The following is an 18,340-nucleotide window of genomic DNA, read 5'->3' as shown; positions in this document are numbered from 1 at the left end:
GAAAAACAATACAATATAAGTTTTGAAAATTGGCATAATTGGGGGCGGAGCTGCAGGTTTTTTTGCTGCTATTCATGCTGCAGGTAGGGGATCTGAAGTAATTCTATTTGAAAAATCGCCCAAGCTTTTATCCAAAGTGAAGGTGTCGGGCGGGGGGCGTTGCAATGTGACACATAGGCCCATGGAAATATCGAAACTGGCAAAACACTATCCACGGGGTGAGAGGTTTTTGAAACGGGTGTTTTCCAAATTCAAATCAGAAGACACAATAAGCTGGTTTGAAAGTAGAGGTGTGGCACTGAAAACTGAAGCTGACGGGAGAGTATTTCCGGTTTCCGATTCCTCACAGTCCATCATCGACGCCTTGTTGGGCGAAGCCCATAAACTCAAAGTTTCCATCCGAAAATCCTGTGGCGTACAGGATATTATTCCAGAAGAACGACATTTTCTTCTAGATACAGATGAGGGTTTTACTCAGGTAGATAAGCTCATTGTAGCTACTGGTGGCCATCCTAAAATAACTGGATATGATTTTCTTAAAAATCTAAACAACAATATTTTAGATCCTATCCCCTCACTTTTTACTTTTAATACACCCAAGGAGTCGCTTCGAAAGCTGATGGGACTGTCCGTAGCCGATGGCTTAGTGAAAATCGAAGGGACTAAGTTGAACTATCGCGGGCCTATCCTTGTGACGCACTGGGGGATAAGTGGGCCAGCAGTATTAAAATTGTCGGCATTCGGCGCGCAGTGGTTAAAAGAGCACAATTATAAAGCCAATGCGCTGATCAATTGGAATGCTGCCTTTGGAGAAGAGGAGTTTGGTTCCCATATCAGAAATTATATACAGGCGCATCCTTCCCGCAAGGTGGAAAGCAATCCACTGTTTGATATTCCTTCCAGACTTTGGGGGCACTTTTGTACTCGTGCCACCATTGAGCCGGGGCAGTTATTTGGTTCGCTTTCAAAAAAGCAAATTAATAAGTTGGTACAGAACCTTTTTTGCTATAATTTGAAAGTCGAAGGAAAAACAACCTTTAAAGAAGAATTTGTCACTGCTGGTGGAATCGCTTTGAATGAGGTGAATCCGGAAACTATGGAAAGTAAATATCACCCTAACCTTTACTTTGCCGGGGAAGTCCTGGACATCGATGGAATCACCGGCGGATTTAATTTTCAGGCTGCCTGGTCAACAGGATTTCTTGCTGGTATAGCCTCATCCCGCTAATAATATGGAACAACTTTACCCTGAACTGGATCTACTGATTATCAATATGTCTGAAGGTGATGAGGCCTTTCAGAAAGAATTGACGTGGGCAATATATACAGGATTGCTTGAGCTTAAGGATATATACACCAAAGCCTCCATGGAAAAGGATGATGAAAAGATACAACAGATACGCCATAAATTGAAGCCCACCCTCAGCATCTTTGAACTGACACATATCATAGATGAACTTCAGGTGGGTAAAGAGATTATTGAAAACAGTGGATTTGACAATGCTTTGTTCCGATCCCATTTTCAAAATCTACAGATAAAACTGGATGCGACCATTCGACGCGTTTACGAACTTACTTTATAACAAAAAAAGGAGCTGACACCCGCCGCTCCGCTTTTTAAAATGATTACCCTATGAAGATTTTTTCTGTCATAAAATTAGGTGATACATGTAAAATCGGCTTTAAGAGAAGATGAATTTCATGTGATTATATTTTTTCCCCATAAAGGCCATATAGAATCCCTGCGGCAGGCAGGTGGCATTGGAATCATTTCAGTTGTGTCGCTCAGGTCGTGCCTGCCGGTAGGAAGGCTCGATTTCATGTAAAGCTGTTATTTTTGCTTTTTCATGGCAATCATCAACTCTACTTACACAGGCCCCCCGGCATATCTATTCAATGGCCATTTGGAAACAGTCATCCCAAGCCTGTTCAGGAAAATTACGGATGTAACATATGAAAGGGAGAAAATCCCTACTTCTGACGGCGATTTTCTGAATCTGGACTGGTCTTCTGTCGGCAGTTCCCAATTGTTAATTGTGTCCCATGGGTTAGAGGGAGACTCTGGGAGACACTACGCCAAAGCATTGGTTAAACTGTTTAATTCCAGCAATACAGATGTCTTGGTCTGGAATAACCGTTCTTGTGGGGGGGAGATCAACCTTACCCCGGTTTTGTACCATCATGGAGCCAGTTACGATCTGGACACCACTGTTTCGCATGTGCTGGCATCGAGGGATTACAAGGAAATTTACCTGACAGGGATTAGTATGGGAGGAGCTCAGACGCTTAAATATCTCGGGGAAATGGGGGCAGATTTGCCGCCTGCAATCAAACGTGCCGCAGTTTATTCCACTCCATGTAATCTACTATCCAGTGCAAATACTTTGAAATTTAGAAGTAATGCATTTTATAAAAATAGATTTCTGGGAAAACTCAAAGCTAAGGTCCGGGCCAAAGCAGCACAGTTCCCGGAGTTGATCGACTTGGATTTATTGGAACGAGTAAGTGATTTTGATTCCTTTGATACTTTTTTTACTGCCCAGCTCCATGGGTTTAAGGATGCGAATGATTTTTATACTTCTGTAAGTGCTGATAACTGGATGCCTGCCATAGAGACACCTACTCTGGTAATCAATGCGCTTAATGACCCATTGTTAGGACCGGAATGTTACCCCGTAGCTCTTGCAGAAAGGAAGGCGGAACTATCACTGGAAATGCCAAAAAGGGGAGGGCATACCGGGTTTGTAGTTGGTGGAAATGAGTTTACCTGGGCGGAATACAGAGTCCGGGATTTCCTCCTAAATGGAGGCTAGACCCTGAGGGATTTATTATATTGTAAGCATATTCAACCAAAGAACCGTTATGAGAAAAGTATTTTTCGGCAGCCTGTTGCTGCTATCACTGGTGACATTTTTTCTAATGTGGTATTTCCAGTTTGTACAGTTCAAATTCGGATATTTTATACTGGGGATTATAGTGCTGCTCTTTGCCCTGGGTATCTATGATATCAATCAAAAATCCCATGCTATTCTGCGGAATTTTCCTGTCATAGGGCATTTTCGCTATTTGTTGGAGAAAATAAGCCCCGAAATCCAGCAATATTTCATAGAGACGAATACGGACGGCACACCATTTAGCAGAAATATCAGGTCACTTGTTTACCGTAGGTCAAAGAACGTGAATGATACCCATCCTTTTGGAACCCAGCGGGATATTAATGGAGAGGATTATATTGGGCTTCGGCATTCCATCTACGCTGTACACACACATGATGAAGATCCGCGAATCACCATTGGAAACGATTCCTGTAAGCAGCCTTATTCATCGTCCATCTTCAATATTTCCGCAATGAGTTTTGGGTCGCTGAGCTCCAATGCGGTGAGGGCATTGAACCTGGGTGCCAAAAAAGGCGGTTTCTCCCATAATACAGGAGAGGGAGGAATTTCCTCACATCACAGGCTTGGGGCCGACTTGGTCTGGCAGATTGGTACAGGGTATTTTGGGTGTAGGGATGATCACGGCAATTTCAGTGAGGAAAAGTTTGCGGAGAAAGCAAATTGGCCGGAAGTCAAAATGATAGAAATCAAAATCTCCCAGGGTGCCAAACCGGGACACGGAGGAGTGCTTCCGGGTGTGAAAAATACAGCGGAAATCGCTGAAATCCGAGGAGTATTGCAGGGAACGACTATTCTTTCTCCACCGGCGCACAGTGCGTTTACAAATGAAGGGGAACTTCTTGATTTTATCTCTAAACTCAGAGAGCTTTCCGGAGGAAAACCCATAGGCTTCAAATTGTGTGTTGGTAGGACGGAAGAATTTATTTCCATCTGTAAGCAGATGGTAAGTAGAAATATATATCCGGATTTCATTACCGTGGATGGAGCAGAGGGAGGAACCGGTGCCGCCCCATTGGAATTCTCAGACAGTGTTGGCTTGCCCCTGGAGCCTGCCCTTATTTTTGTAAGGATGACTCTGGAAAAATTCCAGATCCGGGACCAGATCAAAGTAATAGCTTCCGGTAAGGCCATCAGTGCCTTTGCAATCCTAAAAAATATTGCTCTGGGAGCTGATATCTGCAATTCTGCAAGAGGTTTCATGTTTAGTGTTGGTTGCATACAGGCGCTTCGCTGCAATACCAATGAATGTCCTACGGGAGTTGCTACACAAAAAGCGAATTTGGTCGGTGGTTTGGTAATCACCGATAAAGCTGAACGGGTATATAATTTCCATAAAAACACGGTGCATGCGGTGCAGGAGCTTCTGGGAGCATGTGGGCATAAGCATACATCTGAATTAAGCGCGGCAGATCTTGTCAAAGGCGATGAAATGATCAAGCTAGCAAACAGGTATCTTCCGGATTCTGTAAATACTCAAGTGTAGGTTGCTTCGAGGTTTAAAAACCGTTAACTGGTCTAAGTCTCATGACTTAGACCTTTTTCAAAACAGTCTTCAGACTGGTTTTTTTATAACTGGTTTTTTCTATGCAGTTTTCTCGGCACAGTCCTACCTGCTGCTGCAAAGTCCCATCGGGACGGTTCATCTTATTGCCAGCCGTTTCAACGTATAGTGATTACAAAATGATTTGATAAAGTGCCATAGGCACGGACTATGAAATCTGTTTGAAAAGATAATGAGGCTAAGATTGGTAATCCAATTGTATGGGGCTCGATAACCTATCGTCAGTTTCTCCATTTTGCCTGCATTGATTTCAGAAATGTATCAGCAGGTCTGTAGATTTCCCCAAACCTGTTTCAATCAAACCTCTTCAGCGCTAACTCAGCTACTGTACCGCCGATCGCCAATGAGCTGGTTGCCGCCGGAGATGGCGCATTGAGCACATGTATGGCATGAGTGGATTCTCTGATGAAGAAATCATCCAAAAGCCCTCCATTGCGGTCACAAGCCTGTGCTCTCACACCTGCCCCGCCTTCCACAAGATCTGTTTGCTGTATCTCAGGGATCAATTCCTGCAGTGCTTTGGTAAAGGCCGCTTTGGAAAACGAGCGGTACATCTCCCCAAATCCAGTCTGCCAGTATTTGGCCGCGACTTTTTGGAAACCCGGCCAGGCTAAAGACTCGGCAAGTTCCTTTAAGTTGATTTGTGATTTTTTATACCCTTCCCTTCGGAAAGCCAAAACGGCATTGGGACCGGCTTCTACACCACCTTTCATCATTCGGGTGAAGTGAACACCTAGGAAAGGGAAATTGGGATCCGGAACAGGGTATATCAGGTTTTTGACCAAAAACTCCCTGTCCTTTTTCAGTTTAAAATACTCCCCGCGAAACGGGATGATTTTCACATCTATGGGTTCTCGCTCACTCATCTGAGCGATCTTGTCTGAGTATAGCCCCGCACAGTTTATTACTAAGCTACTCTCGATTGTCCTCTTGGAAGTTTCAATGTAATTAACTCCATTTTGTTGCTTAATTTCCAGTACTTTATGATTAAGAAATATTTCTCCGCCATTCTGTATTATTTTTCTTCCGTAGGCCAAGGCAACTTTATAATAATCCACTATCCCCGTCTGAGGAACATGCAAGGCAGCAACTCCCACACAATGTGGCTCATATTCTTTCAGTTCATCTACGCTGATGTATTTTGTACCCTCCAAACCGTTTTGTATCCCTCTTTCATACAGCTTGTCCAATAAAGGCTTTTGCCTCTCTCGGGTGGCGACAACAACCTTTCCTGTGATCTCGAACGGGATTTTTTCTTCGGCACAGAACTTTATCAGTTCATGATATCCGCCTATACAGTTGGTCGCTTTCAGTGAGCCCGGCTTATAATACAACCCAGAGTGTATCACCCCACTGTTATTGCCTGTCTGGTGCTTGGCCAGTTGATCTTCTTTTTCCAGAAGTGCAATTTTCAGGCCTGGGCGTGCTTTTTGGATTTTTAGCGCAGTTGCCAGCCCCACGATCCCGCCACCTATTATTGCTATGTCGTATATCATATTCCCTGTTTTCGGAGCCAAATATAAGGAGTGATCCGCTTAAAAAGGAATGGGAAACTAGTCAGTTTCTTTGGTGAAAATCACATAAGGACATTAATTGGGCAATAAGCAAAGGAGGAGACCCGAAAGATTTGGATTAACTAAAATATACTGATTTGTATTTGCTTCTTTGGTGAACATCTTCGGGTAGTTAATCCTTTATAATTTTTAGGGCTTGAGTAGCAATTTGCATGGGGAATGAATTTATTTTGCAGGAATATCCTTTTAGTGCCACCACTACTACATGATCCGCAAGTACTTTTCCCTTTTCTTAGTCCTTATTTGTACCCAGTCTTTTGCCCAATATGTGGTAAAGGGGAAAGTGACTGATTCGGCCACTGGAGATCCAATCCCTTTCGCTTCGGTGCTGCTGAAAGGTACCACCATAGGGATCTCAACGGATTTTGAGGGTAATTATATTCTGGAAACCAAGTCGCTTACAGACAGTATTTCGGTCAATTATCTGGGCTATATCACAGGGGTAAAAGCCTTGCTGCAGGTAGCCGAGCAAACTGTCAATTTCCAGCTCAAGCCTTCTGATTTTGAGATGGAGGCTTTCGAGTTTCAAGCTGGGGAGAATCCCGCCTTTGAGGTAATCCGAAAGGCAGTGGGCCGTAAAAAGGACTTTGATAAAAGAGAATTAAGCGCCTATCAGACAAAAAACTATACGAAGATAGAAATTGATATAGACCATGTCTCGGAGGAATTTACCCAGCGGAAAACTGTCCAGAAAGTCACCGCGGTTTTGGATTCGATCAAGCAACTAACCAATGACGAAGGGGAGAAGATCTTGCCCGTTTTCTTTTCAGAGACGCTTTCCCGATTTTACTTCAGGAACAATCCAGAACTCAGGAAGGAAGTAGTAGAGAAATCCAAGGTGACCGGCGTTGGGATCACGGATGGATCCACCACTTCTCAGATCACCGGATCAGCATTCCAGGAATATAATTTTTACAGAAACTGGCTGAGCATCGTAGGAAAGGAGTTCGTTTCACCAATTGCCGATGGCTGGAAGCAGTTTTACGATTATGATTTGGTGGATTCGGTTTTGGTAGGTAAGGATTCCTGCTATTTGCTGAAAGTCTATCCGCTGAGGACTCAGGATCTGGCTTTCTCCGGGAGCATTTGGATCAATAAAGAAACTTATGCGCTGAAGCAGGTGGATCTGACGATTCCCAGAGAGGCTAATCTGAATTTTATAGAACGGATCAAAATCCAGCAGGAATTGGTACCGACCTCCGCAGGCCCATTGATCCCTTCCAAAACACGTGTCCAGATCAAAATAGGGCAGATTACTCCTAAAACCGCAGGGCTTTTGGCCAAATTCTATACTTCTGCGGATAGTGTAAAAATAGACGATCCACAACCTACATCTTTCTTCAACCAATCGGTGACCTTACTACCCGATTATGATGAAGCGAGTGAGGAGTTTTGGAAAGACAACAGACAGGATATCCTGACTCAGGAAGAAATAGCGGTACTCAGGATGGTGGATACGCTGAAAAGAATCCCCATCGTGCGTTTTTACTCCGAAGGATTAAAATTCTTCGGTACTGGCTACCTTCCTGTCGGCAAAGTGGACATAGGTCCTTGGCCTGCCTTTTTCAACTATAATGACATAGAAGGAGTGAGACTGGGGATGGGCTTCCGCACCAACCTGAAATTCAGTGATGAATGGGCATTTAAAGGTTATTTAGGCTATGGCTTCAAAGATGAGGAACTGAAGTATTCGGCAAAAGTCACACGGATTTTGGATAGAGAGCACTGGACCTCTGTTTCCCTGTCCACGCAGAAGGAAATCGATCAGGTCGGTTTGGAGATGTCCAGTTTGCAGGGAAACAGTGTATTTCTGGCTGCAAGCAGGTTTGGTACGCTGCGAAGACCTTATTTCAGCCGGAAGCATCAGATTAATTTTCAACGGGAGTTTTTCAAGGGTTTTCTCTTGTACTCAGACCTTACTTTTATGAATTTTGAGCCGTTATATGATTTTTATTACCTGGAAAAAGGCAGCAGGGAATACAAATCCCAGTTTGAGACAACCGAAGCCAAGGTAGGAGTGCGCTATGGGCGGGATGAAACCATCCTGATCAATGACAATGAACGAAGCTCTCTGGGGCCTCTGAGATGGCCAATTTTCGAATTGAGCTATGCCAAAGGGATGGATTGGTTGGGTGGAGATATTGCTTATTCCAAAGTAAACTTCTATGTATATCAGCGGTTGAATGTGGGCATGTTCGGCGTCTCAAGGTATGAGTTCGATGCGGGAAAAGTGTTTGGGGAGGTGCCTTATCCTGTACTGAAAAACCACTTGGGAAATGAGACATTGTTCTATACCTCTGCCGCCTTCAATACCATGAATTTCAACGAATTTGCCTCGGATCAGTATGCAAGCCTGCGTTATAGACATTATTTCGAAGGTTTTTTGCTCAACAAAGTTCCTTTGCTGAAAAAACTGAAGTGGCGTGCCGTGGCCAATGCGAATATACTGTACGGATCGGTAAGTGATAATAACATAGCCAATGCTCCGACTGTGGGGCCCGCCGGAAATCCCTTACAGACCTTTGGAAGACTCGATCCTTCCAAACCCTATGTGGAATTGGGATATGGAATTGAGAATATTTTTAAATTCTTCAGAATAGACTTCTTTCACAGGATGACGTATCTGGATAATCCTGAAGCTAAGCCATTTGCGGTGAAAATCTCCGGACAGATTATCCTTTAGTTAGTGGATTGTTTTCGCTTTCATTCCCCTAAGAATTGGCTATAGATACCAAAAAACCGAGGGAGGATTTTTCTACAGGGTTGCATATACTCCTATATTTGATGTTTATTTTGGAGGAAGAGGATTGCGGGATTGAGTATTGGAAAGAGTTTTTAAATAATCTGAAGCTTATCCAGTAAGCCGGGTTAATAAAGATTCACATGACCATGAGCTGTTGAACTTATTTGGAATAAGTATAAAATTCCCGATATTTAAGTATTCAGGATTAGAAATGGCTAAAGTTGATAACTCAAGAAGAGGAGATTGATCGATAAAATTTTTCAATCACAAACAGGTTTTTTAGATGCGCTTGACAAACTGATTTTCCCAAGTTCACACGAGCTAGAAAAGGTGGAACTAACGAATGAACAAAAATGATGTTGGAAATGAGTGAGGAGGATATTAAAAACGGAAAGCTGATTTCCTAAGAAGCGATGACAAAAGAAATCTTGAGTAGCTAAACGAGAGGTAATTTGGGCAAAAACCGCAGACCTTCAATTTGTCTGCGGCAGCCATTCGCAGAGACGGAACATCTCTGCGACAAAATTAACTAATCCCTCAGTGTATCTCTGTGCTTCCTCAGTGATCTCTGTGGCCAAACATAAAATAAGCACTCATTTCCATATTCCCTTCCCATATATTTTTTGATTGCAGCTGTCTTGTGCATATTTGCAACTTAATCTTTATGCCTGTTTGTATGGGCAGAATTAACACAAACAAATGTCACAACTAATTAAAATCACCCTTCCGGATGGCACTGTGAAGGAGTACGAAAAAGGAACTACCGGACTACAGATTGCTGCAAGTATCAGCGAGGGTTTAGCCAGGAACGTTCTAGCCGCAAAAGTTAACGGGCAGGTGTGGGACGCTACCCGGCCTATCAATACCGATTCCACTATCCAATTGCTGACCTGGAATGACAGTGAAGGTAAGAATACCTTCTGGCACTCATCCGCCCACTTGCTTGCTGAAGCATTGGAAGCACTCCATCCGGGGATCAAATTCGGAATAGGTCCTCCCATTGAAACAGGTTTTTACTACGACGTGGATTTTGGGGATAAAACGCTGGACGGATCTGAACTGGAAGCCATCGAGAAGAAAATGATCGAACTGGCCCGGGAAAAGAATGAGTACATCCGTACTGATATTTCCAAAAAAGACGCAATCGATTATTACCAAAAGAAGGGTGATGAATACAAACTTGACCTGTTAGAAGGACTTGAGGATGGTTCAATTACTTTCTACCAGCAGGGAAACTTTGTAGATCTTTGCCGTGGGCCACATATTCCTAATACGGGTTTTGTAAAGGCAGTGAAGCTGACCAACATCGCAGGAGCATACTGGAGAGGGGATGAGAAGCGAAAAATGCTTACCCGTATCTATGGTGTGACTTTTCCTAAAGCCAAAGAACTTTCGGAATATTTGACTTTGCTGGAAGAGGCCAAGAAACGTGATCATAGAAAACTAGGCCGTGAGCTTGAGCTTTTCACTTTCTCTGAGAAAGTAGGGGCGGGGCTACCGCTCTGGTTGCCAAAAGGAACCTTGCTCAGAGAGCGTTTGGTGAATTTCCTGAAAAAGGCGCAGGATAAAGCCGGATATCAGCAGGTGATTACACCGCATATAGGACACAAAGTCCTGTATGAGACTTCCGGCCATTATGAGAAATATGGCAAGGATTCCTTTCAGCCTATCGCCACTCCCCATGAAGGGGAGGAGTTTCTGCTGAAGCCGATGAACTGTCCGCATCACTGCGAGATCTATAAGCATAAGCCACACTCATATAAGGAATTGCCTATCCGCTATGCGGAATTCGGTACAGTTTATCGCTATGAGCAAAGTGGAGAACTTCATGGCTTGACCCGTGTTCGGGGCTTTACCCAGGATGATGCGCATATCTTCTGCCGTCCGGATCAGGTGAAGGACGAGTTTATCAAAGTGATTGATTTGGTATTATATGTGTTCAAAGCATTGGGTTTTGATGATTATACCGCACAGATTTCTCTACGTGATCCAGAAAATCCTTCCAAGTACATAGGTGGTGATGAGGCTTGGAACAAGGCCGAATCAGCAATCATTGAAGCATCTGCGGAAAAAGGATTGGAAACCGTGACTGAGCTTGGAGAAGCGGCATTCTATGGGCCTAAGCTGGACTTTATGGTGAAGGATGCCTTGGGAAGAAAATGGCAGTTGGGAACTATCCAGGTAGATTATCAATTACCAGAACGGTTCGAGTTGGAATATATAGGCTCGGACAACCAGAAGCATAGACCTGTGATGATCCACAGAGCACCGTTTGGTTCTTTGGAGCGATTCGTCGCTGTGCTAATCGAACACTGTGCAGGTAACTTTCCGCTTTGGCTTTCTCCGGAGCAGATCAATATTTTGCCTATTTCTGAGAAATATGTAGCATATGCCGAAGAAATAAAATCAATCCTCGAAGAGGTGGGTATATCAGGTTCTATTGACAACAGAGATGAAAAAATCGGAAGGAAAATCCGTGACTCAGAAGTAAAAAAAGTGCCATTTATGCTGATCGTGGGGGAAAAGGAGCAGGAAGAGCGGAAGCTTTCTGTCCGTAAGCACGGTGAAGGAGATCTAGGTAACTTCTCAGCGGAGGAGTTTATAAACTATTTTCAAGGGATTATTTCAGCATCATTGAGTAAGGAATAATACTGTATTGTTTAATTCAGTTTTTCTTAATTAGAAATAATTCCGATATTTGCATCCAATTTCATAAAAACAATCAACGCAAACTTGAGAAACCAAAGACAACCCTATAGAGGTCGGCAGGAAGAACCTTATAAAGTAAACCAGAAAATCAGAGCTCGTGAAGTGCGGGTAGTAGGTGATTTTGTAGAAGGTGGTAATGCACTTCTTCCTACAGATAAAGCCATCAAACTCGCTCAGGAAAATGACCTGGATCTGGTAGAGATTTCCCCGAATGTTGATCCTCCAGTTTGTAAAATCCTTGACTATGCAAAGTTTAAGTACGAGCAGAAAAAGAAGCAGAAGGAGATCAAGTCCAATGCGGCAAAGATTGTTTTGAAGGAAATCCGATTCGGACCGAACACCGATGACCATGATTTTAATTTCAAACTGAAACATGCGATAAACTTCTTGAAAGAAGGCGCAAAAGTGAAGGCTTACGTACACTTCGTAGGCCGTAGCATTGTGTTTAAAGAAAGAGGCGAGATGTTGCTGTTGAAATTTGCGCAGGCACTGGCAGAGTACGGTGCGGTAGAGCAGCTTCCAAAAATGGAAGGAAAAAGAATGAACATCTTCATCGCTCCGAAGGCAGGAAAGAAATAAATTTCAACTAAATAAATACAGCAAAATGCCAAAGGTAAAAACCAAATCCAGTGCAAAGAAGAGGTTCGCTTTAACGGGAACCGGCAAAATCAAAAGGAAACACGCTTTCAAAAGCCACATCCTGACCAAAAAAGCTACCAAAAGAAAGAGAAACTTGACCAAAACCGGTCTGGTTCACGAATCTGATGAGGGTAGAGTAAGAGACATGTTGAGAATCTGATTCTCTGCAATAGCTTAAAAATCAATTAATTAAGGTTTATTTATTCACCAGATAGTTTGGTAATCAAGATCCTGGTCACTCGGGGCACCAACTGTCAAAAAACAAAACACTATGCCTAGATCGGTAAACGCGGTAGCGTCCAGAGCAAGAAGAAAAAAAGTGCTAAAAGCCACAAGAGGTTACTTCGGAAGAGGTAGCAACGTATGGACAGTAGCCAAAAACAAGTATGAGAAAGGTCTTCAGTACGCATACAGAGACCGTAAAGCGAAGAAAAGAGAGTTCAGAGCTTTGTGGATCCAGCGTATCAACGCAGGTGCAAGAATGCACGGCGTGTCCTATTCTCAATTAATGGGATTATTGAAGAAAGGTGAGATCGAACTTAACCGTAAGGTTTTGGCAGATCTGGCCATGAATCACCCAGAAGCATTCAAAGCTGTAGTTGAAAGAGTAAAATAAGGTTGCACTGTCTTATTTTAGTAGAAGCCTTCCCTCGGGAAGGCTTTTTTTGTGTGTTATAGCCACAGGGGATGACGCAGTGCATACAGATTAGGAGGAAGTAGCTATGATTCAGGAAGAATACACGTATATGGATGAAGATGAAGCTTGTAAATTTTGTTATCTTACCTTGATTGCTAACTATAACCCAAGATTGACTATGAAATTCCCAAGATATTTTTTGGTGATCGTGCTCTTTTTTTTCTACCACTTTTCTTTCTGCCAAACAGATAAATATGGGAGATATGAGCATGAATTCACCAGTGATAAGGAATATACAAATCCACTTTACGATGTCAGCACATTTGATGTCACCTTTACCTCTCCTTCAGGTAGGTCAAAGACCGTGAGGGGCTTTTGGGATGGTGGCAAAAAGTGGAAAGTCCGGTTTATGCCGGATGAAGTAGGGAAGTGGAGTTTTTTGTCCACATCCTCGGATAAAAACAACCCAGGGCTGCATGGTGTGGAGGGCGTCTTTGAATGTGTGACAAATTCAAGTGACTTGGATATTTACCGAAAAGGGTCATTGACCCAACCTAAGGGAACTTATCACCTGAGCCACGCGGATGGGACCCCATTTTTCTGGACAGCCTGTACCGCCTGGAACGGTGCCCTGAAATCCACTGATGAAGAATGGGAATATTACCTCAATCACAGAAAAGAACATCACTATAACACCATCCAACTGGTCACCACGCAGTGGAGAGGAGGAACAAAAAATGCAGAGGGAAGAGTGGCGTTTACGGGATCAGGCAAAATCATCCTTGATCCTGAGTTTTTTATTCGTATGGATAAAAAAATAGAAGAAGCTAACGCCAAGGGGTTTTTGGTTTCCCCCGTGGTTCTTTGGGCTCTTCCTTTTGGAGAAGGGACAGAATTCAGCCCCGGGTACTATTTGCCGATACGTGAAGCAGTGATTTTGGCTAAATATATTGTGGCAAGGTATCAGGGGAATCACGTGCTCTGGACATTGGGTGGTGACGGAAAGTATTATGGCGATTTGGAAGAGCGCTGGAAATCAATTGGGTCTCAGGTCTTCGGAGAAGGGAAACATCAGGGTTTGGTCACCCTGCATCCGCATGGACTTTCGTGGCTAGGGGATCTTTATGAAGATCAGGATTGGTATGATGTGGTCACCTACCAATCTTCCCATTCAAATGAATCCAATACAGTTAATTGGATCAATAAAGGCCCTGTGGCCGAACGCTGGGATAAACTTCGTCCCATGCCGCTGATCAATACTGAGCCAAATTACGAGGAAATTTACTTTAAGATCACAGCGGAAGATGTCCGAAATGCATCTTATTGGAGTGTATTTGCAGCCCCGCCTTCAGGAATCACTTATGGTGCAAACGGCATTTGGCCTTGGCTGAGGGAAGGAGAGGAAATTGAAAATCATGAACCTTCGGCAGGAACTCATACCTGGAAAGAAAGTGTGGATTTTGATGGAAGCCGTCAGATAGGCTATTTGCATGAATTTATTAACCAGTTTAAGTGGTGGGAATTCCGACCAGTAAATGAATTGCTGGTAGCTCAACCTGGTGATGAGGTTTTTAACCACTTTATTTCTGTGCTGGCAAATGAAGACCGTTCTATGGTTTTGATTTATTCTCCTGTTAAGCAATCAATCAGTGTATTTAACATTGACGGAAAAAAGTATAAGGTTCGTTGGTTTGATCCCGTTTTGAACAAGGTTATAACTGGTGAACCAACTCCGCATGAGCACATTCTTGAATTTGAAAATCCCTTGGATCAGGATATGGTGCTGGTGATGGAAGCAATTGAATAGGTGTTTTTCAAAAACTAACAGCATACTTCTTGACACTATATTTTTAGCTAAACATTGATTATGGAAATGAAAGTCCATTCCTTTTCTTTGAAGGTTATAACTGTAGTTTTATTGTCCGTTAGTTGCAAAGGCAAGGTTGAAAAAGATGTATCAGAAACTTATGAAGGTGCTTATACCATAAAACTGGATAGGGATGTTTCAGAATATTCGGAAATAAGCAAGGTTGAAGTTTTGGATATAATTCAACTTGAAACCAATGAGGAATCGTTATTAGGTAATATTTCAAAAGCCCAGAAAGTTGATGAGCAATGGTTCGTAGGGTCTATGTCAAAATTGTTTGTTTTCAATTCAAATGGCGAGTTTATCCATACGATTGGAAATATTGGAGCTGGGCCCGGGGAGATCTCTGAGGTAATGGATTTTTGGATTGATTCCGAACAAAAGCAAATTAATATACTTGATAGCGGTGGGAGAAAGATTGTGATATTTAATCTCAATGGGGAGTTTCAGAAAGAAATAGGGATAAATTCATTCCCCCAAGGTATAGCTGCATTTAACAGCGAATTTTTACTATTTTTGAATAGGTCAGCCTCAGATTTTGAATCAAATGAATCCTTCGAAAACATAGTTAGTGTACAGGATAATCATTTTTATCATTCCTAGCCAAATATGTTTTTGAAAATCACCTTCTTTTTATTTTATTAGGTGATGCGATTTTTAGTATTCTCTGTCTTTTTTATTTGTGTTCATTTTGTAGCCGCACAAAATCAGCAAGCAAATAACCTTTCCGGCGTCATCATAGACAGTGAAGATTCGGCTCCGGTTCCCTTCGCTTACCTATACCTAAAGAACTATCCTGGTTTTTCTGCCTTGGCAGATGAGCAAGGTGAATTTAAGTTCTTTTTCCCTTCACAGTTTATGGATGAGATGCTGGTGGTCTCCTGCATAGGATACGAAAAGAAGGAGGTCTCAATTTCTTCTCTATCAGCTACCGCTAACAAACTGAGTCTCCAGAGGCAATTTCTGTCGCTAAATGAGGTAACGGTCATGCCAGAAGGTAATTCTATAGAAGGAATGATTTCGAAAGCGATAGATAATATCCCCAAAAACTATCCTGACAAGCGTCACCAGCTGAGAGGATTTTACAGAAAAATATCTACCAATTACGAGGAGTTTACGAAGCTGGTCGAGGCTGCTGTGTTGGTCGAGGATGTTAGCTATAAAAAAGACGGATTGTCTCTTCGGATAAAGCTTGAATCGCTACGACAAAGCGACGAATTGGGAGAAGTGGATTCTTCTATGTCAATACTGAAGCAACGGATTAGAGAGCATATTAAATCAACGGGAAGTACTTTCGGGCCATTAAACGAAATCATTGGAATCTATCAATATAATGGATTTCGAGGTGATGCGTATAATTCCAGAACTTGGTTTGGGAAAGATGGAGGTCGATTTATGGGGATCCCGGAGCTCCCTACTTATCATAGGATAATGGGAGAGGAAATTGTCGGTAAGGACACTATCTATCAAATAGCATTTGGAGGCCAAGACCCGCCAAATGGACGCAGCTATTTGAAAATTAACAGTAGGAACCATGCCATTGTAGAATATCAATTTAGATGGGCTTCTGGTGAATATGAGCACTTTGCGAAGTTTAGGGAAGTAGATGGGCTTTATTATCCGGAAATGATCCGAAATAAGGAATTACGGTTAATTAACCGTGATGTGGGCACGCATCAAATGAATATCAGTACATTCTGGTTTGATGTGCCTATGATTGAGGACTTGAAAAAGATTCGAGCGAAAGATGCTCTTGGGCGGGATGAAGAAGTGGAATCCAAAAAATATGAACTTGATTCAAACTTTTGGAAGACCTATGATTTAATCAAAAAATACCCACTCGATTCAGCAATTATCAGGAATCTGGAAAAGGATAGTAGTCTGGAAGAACAGTTTAGAAATAATGCGAAAGACTAGAAGCGCAAGTCGTCCGGTTAGCCTTTTCTTGGCTATTGCAATCTTTTGGGCTTGCAATTCAGGTGAAAAGTCCGACATTATCGGGGAAGCAACTACTCAGGGACAGATTGTGTTAGTCTTTGCAGATAGTCTTTCCATGCAGTTTTTCCAGCAAAGGAAATCAGTATTCAAGTACCTGGATGATAATAAGTTGCCTTTGGAAACTCCGTTTAAAGGCGGAGAACTTGAGACAAATCTTGTAATCCCCACTGAGAGAGAACACCTAGACCTTGTTTATAGAGACAATAGCCAGGTAGAGTTTACTTACCTACTACAAAAAGGAGACTCTATCCTGATTCAAGAAAAAGACAAAAAGCCATGGCTAACTTCTATCAATAGAGAGCACTCATCTTACCATTACAATCTGGAATTTCTCAGGAACACCGAACTCTTTGGTAAACATTTTTCAAAAGCCCAGGATTTCTATTTTTTGTGGAATGAGACAAAAATGTTTACGTTCGAATTAGCAATGGAGGAGGACTTGAAGCGAATTAGAGATGAAGCCATTCAGGGAATTCAAAAAGAGCTGGAATGGATAGATTCCTTGGTGAATGCCGGTTTGCTCAGTATGGAAATCAAAAAATTCTACACTTCTAAAAATGCGCTGGAGTGCAAAAAATTGGAAGCTCACGATCCTGAAAACTTGGCAATCAATACCCAAATGGCTGTCAATTCTTTTCTGGAAATAGAAGATTCTCCGCTAGCCTACAGCGTGTATTTGGATGAGTTTTCCGAGTTGATTATTTCTACTCAAACGCAGGAAGAATCAAGGGCATTAATTGATGAACTGATTGATGGCGGTGATTTGAATTCCCGTGAAAAATCCATGCTCTTTCACTTTTTACAAAAGGAAATCCCAAATCTGTCTTTTGAAGGAGCAGATGAAGTTCTGGCGCATTATGGCGATAAATTAGCAAATCCTGCCCAGCTGGTTCTTTTGAATTCCTCTAATGAGGTTCTTAAAGGTATAGAGCCGGATATAGAATTGATGGGACTGAGAAAAAGCTTCAGCAGCTTTGAAGAGATACTAAGCCAAAAGAAGGGAAAGTATTTATATGTAGATCTTTGGGCTGCCTGGTGTATCCCCTGTATTAAAGCATTCCCGGGAGCTCTTACTTTGAATCAAGCTTATAAAGGCAAGGGAGTGGAAGTGATCTTTTTATCCGTTGACAATAATTATAAGTTTTGGGAAGAGGTCGCTATGAAATATGATATTGCAATTCCAGGGCAATCTTTTGTAGCTATAAAAAAAGAGGAGTCTGAATACCTGAAGGCACTGGATGTGGCGCGGATACCTAGATATTTGATTTTTGATCCGGAAGGGAAGTTAATTCATCCAAATGCGCCAAGGCCAGGTACTGAGGGAATAAGAAAAGTATTGGATGCGCTTTTACAGATAAGATGAATTGTCACATCTCGATTTGATAGAATTCCACATAGATCACTGTCCATGGTCTATATCTTATTGTATATCCTTTAACTGATCTGGAATTGTGAAAGTGAAATCTTGTGATTAAATCCGAGGTCATTCCGGTGTAGGTCTTACCTGATGATGTGGAAAGAAGCACATAAACGACGAATTCATCCATAGGTAAAAATAAAAAAAGGCTTCCGTTTCCGAAAGCCTTTAGTAGCGAGGACGGGAGTTGAACCCGTGTCCGCCGCGGCGGATATGACCCCTGGGCTTATCTTTTATAAAATGGAATTACATTATTTCGTAACCATTCGCGCCCTTTTCCTGATTTAAGTTCCTTTTC

At 42.4% G+C, this 18,340-nt stretch carries 15 protein-coding genes; 13 read left to right on the top strand and 2 right to left on the bottom strand.

The window, feature by feature from the left end; genetic code table 11:
* Nucleotides 1-22 precede the first annotated feature (22 nt).
* From LZF95_RS22780 to LZF95_RS22765, 4 genes are all read left to right on the top strand, one after another.
* Nucleotides 23-1,228: an NAD(P)/FAD-dependent oxidoreductase gene (locus LZF95_RS22780; RefSeq protein WP_233757636.1), complete on the top strand. Its 1,206-nt coding sequence runs from the start codon at nt 23-25 to the stop codon at nt 1,226-1,228.
* Nucleotides 1,229-1,232: 4 nt separating this feature from the next.
* Complete coding sequence (locus LZF95_RS22775) at nt 1,233-1,583, top strand: hypothetical protein (protein ID WP_233757634.1); 351 nt, start codon at nt 1,233-1,235, stop codon at nt 1,581-1,583.
* Nucleotides 1,584-1,847: 264 nt separating this feature from the next.
* The gene (locus LZF95_RS22770; protein WP_233757632.1) at nt 1,848-2,813 is read left to right on the top strand and encodes a YheT family hydrolase; all 966 of its coding nucleotides are present in this window, start codon (nt 1,848-1,850) and stop codon (nt 2,811-2,813) included.
* Between the two features lie 49 nt (nt 2,814-2,862).
* Complete coding sequence (locus tag LZF95_RS22765) at nt 2,863-4,380, top strand: FMN-binding glutamate synthase family protein (protein WP_233757630.1); 1,518 nt, start codon at nt 2,863-2,865, stop codon at nt 4,378-4,380.
* A gap of 371 nt (nt 4,381-4,751) precedes the next feature.
* Here LZF95_RS22765 and lhgO read toward each other — a convergent pair whose 3' ends face one another.
* Nucleotides 4,752-5,954 carry an L-2-hydroxyglutarate oxidase gene (gene lhgO / locus LZF95_RS22760; RefSeq protein ID WP_233757628.1) on the bottom strand — a complete coding sequence of 401 codons (1,203 nt, stop codon included), beginning with the start codon at nt 5,952-5,954 and terminating at the stop codon, nt 4,752-4,754.
* 283 nt (nt 5,955-6,237) lie between these two features.
* Here lhgO and LZF95_RS22755 point away from each other — a divergent pair, with 283 nt between their 5' ends.
* The 9 genes from LZF95_RS22755 (at nt 6,238) to LZF95_RS22715 (ending at nt 17,988) form a co-directional block, all read left to right on the top strand.
* Nucleotides 6,238-8,715, top strand: coding sequence for a DUF5686 and carboxypeptidase-like regulatory domain-containing protein (locus LZF95_RS22755; RefSeq protein WP_233757626.1), 2,478 nt, complete (start codon nt 6,238-6,240; stop codon nt 8,713-8,715).
* A 759-nt stretch (nt 8,716-9,474) separates the two neighbouring features.
* Nucleotides 9,475-11,424, top strand: coding sequence for a threonine--tRNA ligase (gene thrS / locus LZF95_RS22750; RefSeq protein ID WP_233757625.1), 1,950 nt, complete (start codon nt 9,475-9,477; stop codon nt 11,422-11,424).
* Between the two features lie 84 nt (nt 11,425-11,508).
* Entirely contained in the window at nt 11,509-12,063 is a 555-nt protein-coding gene (infC, locus tag LZF95_RS22745; protein ID WP_233757624.1) for a translation initiation factor IF-3, read from the top strand.
* Between the two features lie 25 nt (nt 12,064-12,088).
* Nucleotides 12,089-12,283: a 50S ribosomal protein L35 gene (gene rpmI / locus LZF95_RS22740; RefSeq protein ID WP_087941465.1), complete on the top strand. Its 195-nt coding sequence runs from the start codon at nt 12,089-12,091 to the stop codon at nt 12,281-12,283.
* A 111-nt stretch (nt 12,284-12,394) separates the two neighbouring features.
* Nucleotides 12,395-12,739: a 50S ribosomal protein L20 gene (gene rplT / locus LZF95_RS22735; RefSeq protein ID WP_091691840.1), complete on the top strand. Its 345-nt coding sequence runs from the start codon at nt 12,395-12,397 to the stop codon at nt 12,737-12,739.
* A gap of 199 nt (nt 12,740-12,938) precedes the next feature.
* Nucleotides 12,939-14,567 carry a DUF4038 domain-containing protein gene (locus LZF95_RS22730; protein ID WP_233757623.1) on the top strand — a complete coding sequence of 543 codons (1,629 nt, stop codon included), beginning with the start codon at nt 12,939-12,941 and terminating at the stop codon, nt 14,565-14,567.
* A gap of 60 nt (nt 14,568-14,627) precedes the next feature.
* A complete protein-coding gene (locus LZF95_RS22725) occupies nt 14,628-15,230 on the top strand; it encodes a 6-bladed beta-propeller (RefSeq protein ID WP_233757622.1) in 603 nt (200 codons plus the stop codon).
* A gap of 45 nt (nt 15,231-15,275) precedes the next feature.
* Nucleotides 15,276-16,544, top strand: a complete 1,269-nt coding sequence (locus LZF95_RS22720) for a carboxypeptidase-like regulatory domain-containing protein (RefSeq protein ID WP_233757621.1) — start codon at nt 15,276-15,278, stop codon at nt 16,542-16,544.
* The gene (locus LZF95_RS22715) at nt 16,531-17,988 is read left to right on the top strand and encodes a TlpA disulfide reductase family protein (protein ID WP_233757620.1); all 1,458 of its coding nucleotides are present in this window, start codon (nt 16,531-16,533) and stop codon (nt 17,986-17,988) included. Before LZF95_RS22720 ends, LZF95_RS22715 begins: the two co-directional genes overlap by 14 nt.
* Before the next feature lie 4 nt (nt 17,989-17,992).
* On the opposite strand, the gene LZF95_RS22710 is transcribed toward LZF95_RS22715, so the two are convergent.
* Entirely contained in the window at nt 17,993-18,172 is a 180-nt protein-coding gene (locus LZF95_RS22710) for a GIY-YIG nuclease family protein (protein WP_233757618.1), read from the bottom strand.
* Nucleotides 18,173-18,340: the final 168 nt, after the last annotated feature.

This window comes from Algoriphagus sp. AGSA1, from assembly GCF_021390545.1.
In the GTDB taxonomy this organism is placed as follows: domain Bacteria; phylum Bacteroidota; class Bacteroidia; order Cytophagales; family Cyclobacteriaceae; genus Algoriphagus.
This window is presented reverse-complemented; position numbering and strand designations above follow the sequence as displayed.